Here is a 12,335-nt window from a genome sequence, read left to right on the forward strand (position 1 = left end):
TCGGAGAAGGGGCCGAGCGTGAACATTCATATTGTAACAGATTCAACGAGCTATCTTCCCATTGGTTTTGCCGAACAGCACGACCTTCCCGTCGTGCCGGTCAAGGTCTCGGTCGACGAAGTATTCTTCCGCGAGTTTGTGGAGATATCTCCTGATGTTTTCTACGCGAAACAAAAAGCTGGAGCCAAGTATGGCACCACGCAGCCCGGTCCTGAGGATTTTATCGCGGTCTACACCAAGTTGTTGGCAAACCCGAACGACGAAGTGCTGAGCATTCACCTGTCATCCCGCGTGAGTGGCACGCTCAACAGCGCGTACATTGCAGCCGAGCAGACCGATCCTAGGCGTGTCCATCTCTATGATTCGCGGACGTCCGGTCTCGGGCTCGGGTTTATGGTCATGCAGGCCGTCAAGCTTGCTGCGAATGGAGCCGGCATCGACGACATTATCAAGGCGCTGGACGGGATGCAGCCACGCACGCATATCTACTTCCTTCTCGGTACCATGAAGTATCTCATCAAGAGCGGGCGCATCGGCAAGGCGGCGGGCGTCGCTGCCAGCATCCTGCAGATCAAGCCCATTCTCACGGTCAAGGACGGTATGATCGATGTGTTCGAGCGGCCGCGCACCATGCGGGCCGCCCTGGACCGCATGTGGGCACTCATCGACCAGGCGGTTGTACGGGGCATCGAGCATATTGGGTTCCACTATGTGGGCAACAGGGTCGAGGTCGAGGCAATGCAGACTGAGTTCACGAGGCGCACAGGCATTCCGTCCGTCCTCAGCCAGCTGGGGCCAGGCGTCGGGTGTCACATGGGGCCCGAGACCGTGGCAGTCGTCATCGTCGAAAAAGCAGTCTGAACAAGATGGCCAACGTGGGCGCAGCGGTGAGTGCAGACAACATGGGTCGGAGAAGGAGCCGAGCGTGAGCATTCATATTGTAACAGATTCAACGAGCTATTTGCCGGGGGGTTACGCAGATCAGCACGGAATCGACGTTGTTCCCCTCCGGGTTACGATTGATGGGGTGCTTTACCGGGAATTCGTGGACATCGCTTCAGATCAATTCTATGTGAGACAGAAGTCCGGCGCGAAGGCTGTAACATCGCAGCCGGGACCGGAGGATTTTGTCGGGCTCTACAAGAGGTTGTTGCAGAACCCGGAGGATGAGGTTCTCAGTATTCATATCTCCAGTCTCATGAGTGGAACACTGAACAGTGCGCATGCTGCAGCCGCGATGATAGAGTCGCAGCAGGTGGTCCTGTATGACAGCAGAATGAGTGGCCTGGGTCTTGGATTCATGGTCATGGAAGCCGCTCATCTGGCTGAGACGGGAGCAGCCGTGTCTGACATTGTGGCTGCGTTGGATGCGATGCAGGCTCGCATACATATCTACTTTCTGGTGGGCACACTGGAATATCTCGTGGCGGGGGCTCGTATCGGCAAAGCGGCCGGAGTCGCGGGCAGCATCCTGCAGATCAAGCCAATCCTGACGATCAAGGACGGCATGATCGATGTGTATGACAGGCCGCGCACCATGCGTGTCGCGAGGGAGCACCTCTGGGTGCTTATCGACGACGCGGTTGGGCACGGAGTTGAGTATGTGGGATTTCACTATGCGGGCAACCGTGCCGAAGTCGAGGCTCTTCAACAGGAGTTTGAACGCCGGACAGGTATTCCGTCTATCCTGAGCCAGCTAGGCCCTGTCGTCGGCGGCAATACGGGACCTGAGACGTTGGGCGTTGTCATCGTCGAAAAAGCAGTGTAATGTGAAGCGAGGGGAGAGAAGCCTTCCCCATTCAGGGGCACGTGAGCAGTTCCGTTGTCTCCGCCGGCGGGACAAATGCGCAAGCGGAGAAAGGAGTCGACAATGGCCATCCACGTCGTAACAGACAGCACGGCGTGTCTGCCGCAAGGGTATGCCGAAGAGCACGGTGTCACCGTCGTTCCACTCAAGGTTTCACTCGATGGCGAGTACTTCCGCGATGGCGTCGACATTGCAAACGATGAGTTCTACCGCCGTCTCGTGGCAGGCGCAAAAGCGGGCAGCACACAGCCGTCACCCGAAGAGTTCGCCTCGGCATATCGCGCCATTCTGGACAAAGATCCCGAAGGAGACATCGTCTCGCTTCACATCAGTTCCCGCATGTCGGGCACGCTCAACTCGGCTCTCACCGGGCGCAACCAGCTGGACACGGTTCACGTTCGGCTTGTGGACACTTGGAATGCTGCTCTCGGTGTCGGATTCCCGACGATGCGAGCAGTGGAGCTCGCCGAAGCAGGGGTGCCGTTGTGGCAGGTCGTCGCTGAGGTGGAGGCGCTGTGTCTGCGGACCCATACCTACTTCGTGCTCGACTCCCTCAAATATCTCGAGAGGGGCGGGCGCATCGGAAAGGCCGCTGCTATCGCCGCCAGCGTCCTGAAGATCAAGCCCGTCCTCACCTACATCGAGGGGGTCACAGATGTCGTGGACCGTCCCCGTACCAAGAAGGTTGCGCTGGAACATCTGTGGGCAATCATTGACAAGTATGCGCAGAAGGGGATCGAATACATCGGGTTCCACTATGGCGCCAACCGGGTCGAGCTGGAGGACTTCCAGTGTGAGTTCACGACCAGGTACAACCTTCCAAGCATTCTGACCCAGCTTGGGCCTGTGGTCGGGACGTATTCGGGGCCCGACATGATCGGAGTCGTCATTACGGAGAAGAAGTCACAATAGGCGATAACGGACGGGAGAAACCATGATGTACGCCATCGCCTCGCTGTGCGACTGGTTTGGCGCCAAGCATGTCGCCATGCGATTGTTCGCTGCTGCTCCACGTTCAGACTATGCCGCATGGTGGGGTGCGGTCGGTCTTATGCAGACCGGCAAGGACGAGGAGGCACTAGGCCTCCTGACACGTGTACGTGCTACTCATCCCGGATGGAAACGCAGCAAGCGCCTTCTGGCAACACTGTACCTTCGTCGCGACCCCGAGAAAGCCGTCCAGCTCTACAGTCCTCCGATGGGCATCTGGGAAGAGGTCTTCCTGGGTGACATGCTGTACTTTTTTCTTTACCGCGAGAACGAGGGAGCTCAATGGTGGCGCAAGGCGTATGAGAGGGTGGACTGGAAGAGCGCCCGCGAACTGGATAATCCCGCGCGTCTCCTGCTCAAGAGGCTGTGTCGCGTCACCAGAGACCCCGTGCTGCTCGAGCGGTTTGCGGAGCTGGACACCGACAACTTCCGCCAGCAGGACATCGTTGCCTACGCTGACATCCTGGCATCACGCGGCGAGATGGACAAGGCGAGGGAGATGCTCGACCGTGGTTTCTACCTCTATCGCGGGGACTCGATGCTGACAACGTGCTGGGAGAGGCTCGGATTCGGCCAGCTTCCTCCGTACAAGGTGAAGACCTCGGGGACGGCGGCCATCCGACATAATGTGTACACCGGGTTGCTCACCGAGGCGAGCGATCTCTCGTCGATCGTGGACAGGGTCCACCAGGAGCATCCGACGGGCGTCGTTACGATTGCGAGCAGTGTGATGTCCATGTGCGAGGGGACGCTGATGTGGATTGGCACATTCAAGCCGTCACGTCTCGCCCGGTTCCTCGGCCCGTACACGGGGCATGGGAACGGCACCTTCGTGCACTGGTACAGCTATCCAAAGGAGGCGGCGTGGAAGGTGCAGGCGTACATCGAACTCGCGGGGACGTTCCGCGTCCTTCTTGGGGCGGGCGCCACAGTACTGGGGAAGCTGCTGCACGGCAAGGGATGGTTCTATGCGGTCGTTGGTCCCGTGGCCAAGGCCGTGGACAGCGATAAGGTCATGCCCTACGATGCGTGCCTCGTCCCCGGCCCGCTCGACGTAGAGAAGAGTATTGCCGCCCTGGCATGCAATGGAGCTCACATCAGCGTGGTCGACGTCAATGATGTCTTTGGCGCGGAGATCGTCGCGTCGACTGAAGGCGTCGACGAGGACTGGCTCAGGCGCTCGCTGGAGGACAATCCGGCGGGCAACGACGACTCGATGACACCTATCGTCGTGGTGATGCCGGAGTAGCCGACACGGAATATGCGCAATGAAAAAGGCGGGAGCAGCGATGCCCCCGCCTTGTGCAGTTCCTGTGTCGTGAGGTCAGTTGGCGGCTGAGGTGCTGGGCAGGACACCGGCATAGACGACGAGTTGGGTTGCCTCCGTCGTCGTGCCGTCGGACGATACCGGCGTCACAACCAGGACCACGAGCGAGTCCTTGGCATACCCCTCACAGACCGTCGTGTCGCCAAAGCTGTTGTTTTCGGTGTCACCTGCAAAACCTTGCTGGCGCAGCCAGGCATCGATGTTCACGGCTTCGTCCGAGGTCGCCGACTTGGCCATCATGACGACGCCCGAGAGGCTCAACTGTGTCGGGTTGCCCTGGCCGTTGGCGACATACCAGTCAAAGCCGTGCGGCACAGCCATCGAAAATTTGAGGCTGCTGTTCGCTTTCAGGTCGCTCAGGAGCTGCCGTGCAGGTGTGATGTCTGTTGTCGGAACCTGCGTTCCTGGCTGCTGGCCTCCGTGGCCGAGCATGTACCATGCGACCCCGGCTGCAACGATCAGCACCACCAGCAGAACGACTAGCACCTTGATTGCGATTTTCATACAGCAAGACCCCCAGACTCTTGTCAAATGGATGGTTCATTGTACCACATCCACCACCGCTTCAACCTTGGAAAAGCGATGATGCTCCAATGACATTGACGTTGCCCGGGGCGCTAAAGTTCCACAGCGACGTGTTGACGTTTTGTCCAGCAGGCCTAGCATAATTGGTACAGGCCTGTCGAAGGCGGAGGTGTATCGCATGCAGATCGAAATGGCGTGGCGCGACGAACGGGTCAACGTGTTCGCTCTGAGTGGCGTGAGCATGGGCATACGTCTGGAGCCGCAGTTGTTCGTGTGCAAGAAGCGCCCCATCGGACACCGTGGCCCGTTCGTCCTCGACCCGCGCAAGGGTCGCCCTCGGTTTCAGTTGTCGCAGCTCGGCGCCACAGCTCAGGAGACAGCCAATCAGACCGAGTATGTCCTGTCCTACTTGGCCGAAGTGGACAGCTACCTGCATATCCCCGTCACCTACGACGTATTTGCGGGACTGTGCGCTGAGGGCTGGTTCTCATTGTGGAACCCGTCGGCGCCGCTAGCCTACTTTGAAGATCTGCATGACGGTTACCTCGCGCTGATGCGGGTCTCACGCCTGGATGCGGAGATCCCCGAGCAACTGCTCGAGCATGGCAGGTCGGGTGCCAACTTTGTCTACTACCTCGACCCACCTGTCACCGTGCAGAAGCTGCACCCCGTCCTCCGTCCCGACATGTATGAGCGCCGCAAGGGCGACCTCAAGGCCTTCCTGTCTGGCCACAACTGGCTCCTCGGCGAGGAAGGTCCGACTGCGTCAGGAGAACTGGAGACAGAAAGCTTGTTTGACGCGTCGGAGTTGCCTGAGAGACCTGCTCGAAGAAAATAGGAGAGGACCAACATGAAGCAGCACGAAGCCGTTATCGAGGCGATGGAGCGCGAAGGTGGATATGCGACACTCGGGCGACTCTATCAGGTCGTACCAACCATCACAGAGTGCACATGGGCGACAAAGACGCCCTTCGCATCGATTCGCAGGATCGTACAGGACCCGCGTTTCTTCTTCAGAATTCGTCCGGGCCTTTGGGCACTGAACGACTGGCGAGATCGCCTGCCAAGAAGCATCCTGCCATCCGGGAAGACCCCTGTCGCCAAAGTGAATGAGAACACTCATGCATACTACCAGGGCCTGCTGGCCGAAGTTGGTGCGATGCGCCACATGGAGACTTTTGTGCCCTTGCAGGACAAGAATAAGCCGTTCATGCGACGAACCTTGGCATCGGTCACAACTGTTTCGGTAATGTACAAGTTCACGTATGACGAGATGCTGAGAAAGGCTCAGACCGTGGACGTTGTGTGGTTCAACGAAAGGAAGATGCCTGACGCCTTCTTTGAGGTTGAGAACTCGACCGATATGCTGAATGCACTGTCAAAGTTCGTTCAGTTGCAGGATTTCGCAGCCCGCTTTTTCATTGTGGCTGACGCCTTGCGGCGGCGCGAATTTACGGACAAGATCGCTTTGACAGCATTCCGTGACATGCGCAGTCGAGTTCTGTTTGAAAGCTATGAACATGTTGCAGTTCTACATGCAAAGCTCTCTGAGTTGGCCCTCCTCGGACAAGGCGAGCAGCAAATACTGTAACAAGCTGGCTTGCTTCTCCGGCTGCCAGTGTTCGGCTACGAGCATGCCAAGACGTTGCGGCAAGCTGCCATGCCCCGCAACTTGCGGCTGCGGGGTACGGATCTCGTGGTTGTGCTATTTGACCGTGACCGTGATGGTCCTGGTCTGGGCAGGGGGGACGCTCTCCCATGGGCGGGCGTAGGCCAGCGTGATTGTTGTCGTTCCCTTGCCGACAGCCTTGAACGTGAAGGTGTCGGTGCCGCCTCCTCCGACAACCTGAGGGTCGGTGGCTGTTGCCATATATGCGTTGTCGACGTACGCAACCACGTTCGTGTCCTTTGTCGTCTGACTCCAGTTGTATCCGGTGGAGGCGTTCGCGTCGAGTGCGATGGTGAACGTCTTCCCGGTGGTTGTTTCGAAGGTGTCCCCGGTGACCTTGTTCCCTCCAGAGGCTCGGGTCAGCACCAGGGTGACGACGACGGCAACCGCCACTACAGCCAAGACAACAACCAAAATTCTTCTCTTCATCCCTTCATCTCCTTGAACCAGTCTGTATTTCCGACTGTCATCCGTAGGACGTAAGGAGTGCCGGCACGGTTCCCGGGGAATACCTTGACAACCGTGGACTCTGACCGAACCTGGTATATCCTGATAGCATCTGACAGGAGGTGTTCCATGGCGACGAACGAACTTCACGGTAAACCGGCACGGCTGGTCGATCTCATTGTAGTCCAGCCGGGGGCAGTTGTCAGCAAGACGCTGGTCGACCGTCCAACGGGAACCATTACGCTGTTCGCGTTTGACAAGGGGCAGAAGCTGAGTGAGCACACGGCTCTATTCGATGCACTGGTGACGGCACTGCAGGGGAGCGTCGATATCATCCTGGACAGCGTGCATCACACCTTGACAGCGGGAGACGCCATCATCATGCCGGCCGGCGTCGTCCATGCCGTCGATGCGCTGGAGCCATGTATCTGGCTGCTGACGATGATCCGGTCCTGACACCTGGAAGAGACTCAAACCCGTTTTACGATATCACGGCCCCCGCCGTCTTCGCACGTGAACTCAATCCGAAAGTGCTTGCGAACTGATGATTCGACTGGTCAGTCGATAGCTGTGCTCTGTGCGTTTCCGCACAATGGTGTACGATATTGAAGTAGTGACAATGGCCGGTGGGCCAATATCGACGGAGGTGTGTACATGGACGACAACGTCGCCAAGTTTCTGAAGGAACGGCTCGGCGGAGAGCAGTACGCGAAGCTCAGCAGGATCTCAAATGGGAAGCTGTACGATTTCATTGCCCTCTTCATCAAGTTGCTCGATCCAGCGAGTGTCTTCGTCTGTGATGACTCGACCCAGGATCTCTCCTACATCAGCGAGAAGGCCATCCACGATGGTGAGGAGCAGCGCTTGGCAATGAATGGCCATACGATTCACTTCGATTCGCCTCTCGACCAGGGCCGCGACAAGGAGCATACGAACATCCTGGTGGATCCGGGCGAAGAGATGGGTCCCGACATCTCCACGCGTGATCGCACCGAGGGTCTCAAGGACATAGGCGAGGTCATGGACGGCATCATGCGCGGACGTCAGATGCTGGTCGTCTTCGCTACGCTGGGGCCGAACGGTTCCACGTTCGCCATCCCTGCAGTTCAGCTTACCGACAGCCCCTACGTCGCACATTCGGAGAAGCTGCTGTATCGGCCGGGCTATGAGGAGTTTATCCGACAAGGTCAGCAGGCACACTTTTTCAAGTTCGTGCACTCCGAGGGCGAGCTGACCGAGAGCAAGACGACGAAGAACATCGACAAGCGCCGCATCTACATCGACCTCAAGGATGATACTGTCTACAGTGCCAACACGCAGTATGCCGGCAACACGCTGGGCATGAAGAAGATGGCCATGCGCCTTGCCATCCACCGTGGGTCGCAGGAGGGCTGGCTGTGCGAGCACATGCTGGTCATGGGCATCCACGGGCCTCATGATCGTGTCACCTACTTCACGGGCGCGTTCCCTTCGATGTGTGGCAAGACCTCGACCGCCATGCTGGACGGAGAGAGCATCATTGGCGACGACATCGCGTATCTCCGCAAAATCGATGGCGTCGTGCGAGCAGTCAACTGCGAGCACGGCATGTTTGGCATCATCCTGGGCATCAACAGCAAGGACGACCCTATCCAGTGGAAGGCACTGCATGCGCCCGGTCATCAAGTCATCTTCAGCAACGCTCTCAAGACGGATGACGGCGGTGTGTACTGGGATGGCAAGAACGCGGCAGTTCCGGACCATGGTGTCAACTTCAAGGGCGAGTGGACCCCGGACAAACTCGACAAGGACGGCAAGCCCGTTCCCGCCTCTCATGCAAATGCCCGCTTCACGCTGAGCTTGAGCATGCTTGAGAACCTGGACAAGAATGTGGACAATCCTGATGGTGTCGAGGTCAGCGCATATGTCTACGGCGGTCGCGATTCAGACACATGGGTCCCGGTACAGGAGTCCATCGACTGGGCTCACGGCATCGTCGCCTTCGGCGCTTCTATCGAGTCCGAAACGACAGCTGCAACCATTGGCAAGGCCGGCGTACGTCAGCACAACCCGATGTCCAACCTGGACTTCCTGTCTATCCCGCTGGGCAAGTACCTGCAAGTCAATGTCGATTTTGCCAAGGGAGCCAAGCGGCTGCCAAAGATCTTCGGCGTCAACTACTTCCTCGAGAGCCGTGACGGCAAGTTCCTCAACGGGAAGAATGACAAAAAGGTCTGGTACAAGTGGATGGAGCTGCGCTGCAACGGTGACGTCAAGGCTATCAAGACCGCAACGGGCTGGATCCCGGAGTACAAAGACCTTGCCCCGTTGTTCAAGGACATCATCGGTCGCGAGTACACGCACGAGGAGTATGAGGCCGAGTTCTCTCTCCGCATCTCCGAGAACCTGAGCAAGATCGACCGCGTCATCGCGAGTTGGAAGAACAGCACGCACGACACGCCCGAGGTCCTGTTCACCGAGCTCGAGGCCCAGCGGGCGCGTCTGCTGGAAGCACAGAAGACCTTGGGCGACGAGGTTAAGCCGTCGCAGTGGAGTGTGATCGCCTAGCCTTGTAACATGGGGGACAGATCGTATCAGTATCACAGCGCCTCTCCGTATGGAGGGGCGCTGTGATCATCTCTGGTCGGCACCTTCTGCTGATGCGAACTGGTCTGTCAGCGTGATCGGTGTTGACCCAAGGGCGGGCTGGTGCTAGATTGGCTGAAAGCGCACTGGCGGGAGGTTTGCATGGAGTCGTCCTACACGGCACCATTTGCACAGGCATACAATCAACGATGGACCGGGTTCGTGACGCTGGTCGGGCCGAAGCTGCGGACCTTGTACGAACAGGTCTGCTCCCGGGGCGAGCGGTCGGTGCTCGACGTCTGCTGTGGCACTGGACAGCTGGCGCTGCACTTCCTGCAGGCGGGGTATGTCGTGACGGGCCTGGACAATTCGGAACCCATGCTAGCTCATGCGCGCATCAATTGCGCTTCGTTCGTATCCTCTGGCGAGATGTCCTTTGTCCAGGCTGACGCCGCTGACTTCTCGCTGTCCTCGCGGTTTGGGTTTGCTGTGTCGACGTTCGATGCCCTCAACCATCTGTCCGGCATCGACACCTTGCTGTCCTGTTTTTCCTGTGTGCACCAGTGCCTGCTGCTGGGAGGCCTGTTTGCGTTTGACCTCAATACGGTGATGGGACTGCGACGCTGGAACAATGTGACCGTGGAGGATGCCCCGGACGCCATGGTCATCAACCGCGGCATGTACGACGAAGACAAGCGTCAGGGACGCATCAAGATCTCCGGATTTGTCCGGCAGGAGTTGGGCAATTGGCTTCGCTTCGACGAGACATTTGTGGAAAACGCGTGGCCAGTGCGAGAGGTGACCACGGCGCTGCTGGAGGTCGGGTTCAGTGCGGTCTACCAGGCGCGTGCCGCAGACCTGACCGTACCTCTTGCCGACCCGGAGTCCGAGCCCCGTGTCTTCTTCGTCGCTCGGGTGTAACGGAGGTGAGGTCTGCCCCCATTGTTTCACTGCAGTAGCAGAACCGGCCCCGCCTTTGAACGGAGCCGGTTCTGTTCCACGAGAAAAGAGGCAGCTAGAGGGACAGGATGATCTGCTTGGCGCGAGGGATTTTTGCGGAGGACATGGACAGTTGGTCGATGCCCATGGCGATGAGAACGGGGATCGCCTGCGGGGCTCCCGCCAATTCACCACAGATGCCCGCCCATTTGCCATGGGAGTGTGCTGCCTCGATGGTCATGCGGATGAGGAACAGCACGGCCGGGTGCAGCGGCTGGTATAGATAGTTGAGGTCGCGGTTCGTTCGATCGGCGGCAAAGGTGTACTGTGTCAGGTCGTTGGTACCGATTGAGAAGAAGTCGACCCTGTCCGCAAGACGCTCCGCATCGAGCGCCGCAGACGGGATTTCCACCATGACGCCGACCTCGAGGTCATGGTCATAAGGGATATCTTCTGCGTCCAGTTCCTTGCGCACGCTCTGGAGTAGAAGATTGGCTTGTTCGATCTCTTCAGCGACGGCGATCATCGGGTACATGATTCGCGTCGTGCCAGCCGTGCTCGCCCGCAGAATGGCGCGCAACTGAGTCTTGAACAGTGTTGGTCTGCGCAGGCCAAGGCGGGTCGCGCGCACGCCGAGGAACGGGTTGGCCTCGGCGGGCAGGTGCAGGTATGGAATCTGTTTGTCTCCTCCGATATCAAGGGTCCGGATGATGACAGGCCTGCTGCCAAACGCAGTGAGAACAGAGCGGTACGCTTCGACCTGCTCTTCCTCGGTGGGTGGGCTGTCCCGGTCGAGGAACAGGAACTCCGTGCGATATAGGCCGACTCCGTCCGCGCCGAACCGCAGGGCCGTGGCGACGTCACCAGGGCCGCCGATGTCGGCAGAAACCTCAATGCGCTTGCCGTTCCCGAGGACTGCTTCTTTATCCTTGTACTGGGTCAGGAGCTCCTGTTCTGCTGCAAGGGCGCGGGCGCCTTCTTCGAGGGTCGCACGTTCCTCGGGGGTGGGGTCCAGAACAACCGTCCCGGCGGCTCCGTCGACGCCCAGGCGTGCGTGTTCATCGACGTCTGCAAGCGCTGTGCCCAAGCCGACAACGGCGGGAAGGCCGAGTGCCTGAGCAAGGATAGCCGTATGGCTTGTTGTGCTACCCTGTTCTGTCACAAAGCCCAGCACATTCTCGCGGTCGACGGATGCGGTATCCGCTGGGGCAAGGTCACGTGCAACGACGATCGCCGGGTATGGCAGGGCGCGCAGGTCGGCCTTGGGCATCCCCAGGAGGGCACGGACCACACGATCCCCGACATCCCGGATATCCTTGGCCCGCTCACGGAAGTAGGCGTCGGCCAAGTTGTCCATGAGCTGAACACTGTCCTCATAGGCACGGTGTACGGCTGCTGCGGCGCTGTATCCTTCCCGCACATACCGTTCCATGGCCTCTTGCAGCGTCGGGTCGTCCAGAAACATCTCATAGGCGGAGAAGATCTCGGCTTCCTTGCTCTTGCCCTGTTCTTCCATATGTGCGTGCAGTGCTTTGACCTGATGATGGACGCTCTCGGTCGCCAGACTGATTGCTTTGAGTTTCTCCTCCACGGAGACTGAGTCGTGAGATTCGAGATCCAGGATGACGTCGTCCGGGCGGTAGATGTACACGCGACCGATGGCGATTCCTGCCGATGCAGCGATTCCTTTGAGAGTGCTCATTCCTCTTGGCCAATGCCCGTTGTCAGCAGAGTCTCCAGAGCGTCGAGTGCCGCACTTTCGTCAGCCCCTTCAGCCTCCACCTCGATGACTGAGTTCTTGCCGGCGCCGAGGGAAAGCACACCGAGGATGTTTTTGGTATCTACTGTACGGCCTTCACGGGTGACTTCGATCTTCGACTTGAAGCGCGCTGCTGTTTGAACGAACAATGTGGCAGGACGTGCATGCAACCCAGTCTTGTTGTGAACAGTAAGCGTTCGCGCTGTCATCGTGCTGTCGCCTCCCCTGGCTTTCCCCACGTTTTCCGTCGTGGTGGGGCGTCGACTGTCAGTGTACTTCCGAGGCAGGAATTACAACGCAGAATCGT

General features: G+C 58.7%; 13 protein-coding genes. 9 read left to right on the forward strand and 4 right to left on the reverse strand.

Going from position 1 to position 12,335, the window contains the following annotated elements; all coding sequences use genetic code 11:
• The first annotated feature begins 18 nt into the window (after positions 1-18).
• The 4 genes from SMC7_RS04855 to SMC7_RS04870 all read left to right on the forward strand — a co-directional run bounded on the left by SMC7_RS04855 (position 19) and on the right by SMC7_RS04870 (position 4,046).
• The gene (locus SMC7_RS04855) at positions 19-861 is read left to right on the forward strand and encodes a DegV family protein (RefSeq protein WP_165845148.1); all 843 of its coding nucleotides are present in this window, start codon (positions 19-21) and stop codon (positions 859-861) included.
• Between the two features lie 64 nt (positions 862-925).
• Positions 926-1,768: a DegV family protein gene (locus tag SMC7_RS04860; RefSeq protein ID WP_165845149.1), complete on the forward strand. Its 843-nt coding sequence runs from the start codon at positions 926-928 to the stop codon at positions 1,766-1,768.
• 102 nt (positions 1,769-1,870) lie between these two features.
• Positions 1,871-2,719 carry a DegV family protein gene (locus SMC7_RS04865; protein WP_165845150.1) on the forward strand — a complete coding sequence of 283 codons (849 nt, stop codon included), beginning with the start codon at positions 1,871-1,873 and terminating at the stop codon, positions 2,717-2,719.
• Between the two features lie 22 nt (positions 2,720-2,741).
• Positions 2,742-4,046, forward strand: coding sequence for a tetratricopeptide repeat protein (locus SMC7_RS04870; protein ID WP_207798717.1), 1,305 nt, complete (start codon positions 2,742-2,744; stop codon positions 4,044-4,046).
• 75 nt (positions 4,047-4,121) lie between these two features.
• On the opposite strand, the gene SMC7_RS04875 is transcribed toward SMC7_RS04870, so the two are convergent.
• Positions 4,122-4,628, reverse strand: coding sequence for a hypothetical protein (locus SMC7_RS04875; RefSeq protein WP_119089222.1), 507 nt, complete (start codon positions 4,626-4,628; stop codon positions 4,122-4,124).
• A 199-nt stretch (positions 4,629-4,827) separates the two neighbouring features.
• Between SMC7_RS04875 and SMC7_RS04880 the strand changes: the two genes are divergently transcribed.
• Together SMC7_RS04880 and SMC7_RS04885 are read left to right on the forward strand one after the other, a co-directional pair.
• Positions 4,828-5,487, forward strand: a complete 660-nt coding sequence (locus SMC7_RS04880; RefSeq protein WP_119089223.1) for a hypothetical protein — start codon at positions 4,828-4,830, stop codon at positions 5,485-5,487.
• 12 nt (positions 5,488-5,499) lie between these two features.
• Positions 5,500-6,240: a hypothetical protein gene (locus tag SMC7_RS04885; RefSeq protein ID WP_165845151.1), complete on the forward strand. Its 741-nt coding sequence runs from the start codon at positions 5,500-5,502 to the stop codon at positions 6,238-6,240.
• Between the two features lie 114 nt (positions 6,241-6,354).
• On the opposite strand, the gene SMC7_RS04890 is transcribed toward SMC7_RS04885, so the two are convergent.
• Positions 6,355-6,747: a protease inhibitor I42 family protein gene (locus SMC7_RS04890; protein WP_119089224.1), complete on the reverse strand. Its 393-nt coding sequence runs from the start codon at positions 6,745-6,747 to the stop codon at positions 6,355-6,357.
• A gap of 147 nt (positions 6,748-6,894) precedes the next feature.
• On the opposite strand from SMC7_RS04890, the gene SMC7_RS04895 reads away from it, so the two are divergent.
• From SMC7_RS04895 to SMC7_RS04905, 3 genes are all read left to right on the forward strand, one after another.
• A complete protein-coding gene (locus SMC7_RS04895; protein WP_119089225.1) occupies positions 6,895-7,221 on the forward strand; it encodes a cupin domain-containing protein in 327 nt (108 codons plus the stop codon).
• A 198-nt stretch (positions 7,222-7,419) separates the two neighbouring features.
• Positions 7,420-9,312 (forward strand): phosphoenolpyruvate carboxykinase (GTP), encoded by a 1,893-nt coding sequence (locus SMC7_RS04900; protein WP_119089226.1) that lies wholly within the window; start codon positions 7,420-7,422, stop codon positions 9,310-9,312.
• Positions 9,313-9,492: 180 nt separating this feature from the next.
• Positions 9,493-10,251 carry a class I SAM-dependent DNA methyltransferase gene (locus SMC7_RS04905; protein WP_119089227.1) on the forward strand — a complete coding sequence of 253 codons (759 nt, stop codon included), beginning with the start codon at positions 9,493-9,495 and terminating at the stop codon, positions 10,249-10,251.
• 94 nt (positions 10,252-10,345) lie between these two features.
• Here the strand turns inward: SMC7_RS04905 and ptsP are convergent, their stop codons facing one another.
• Positions 10,346-11,971, reverse strand: a complete 1,626-nt coding sequence (gene ptsP / locus SMC7_RS04910) for a phosphoenolpyruvate--protein phosphotransferase (RefSeq protein WP_119089228.1) — start codon at positions 11,969-11,971, stop codon at positions 10,346-10,348.
• The gene (locus tag SMC7_RS04915; RefSeq protein ID WP_119089229.1) at positions 11,968-12,237 is read right to left on the reverse strand and encodes an HPr family phosphocarrier protein; all 270 of its coding nucleotides are present in this window, start codon (positions 12,235-12,237) and stop codon (positions 11,968-11,970) included. Before SMC7_RS04915 ends, ptsP begins: the two co-directional genes overlap by 4 nt.
• Between the last annotated feature and the right edge of the window lie 98 nt (positions 12,238-12,335).

Source organism: Candidatus Cryosericum terrychapinii, from assembly GCF_003570925.1.
GTDB lineage: Bacteria > Caldisericota > Caldisericia > Cryosericales > Cryosericaceae > Cryosericum > Cryosericum terrychapinii.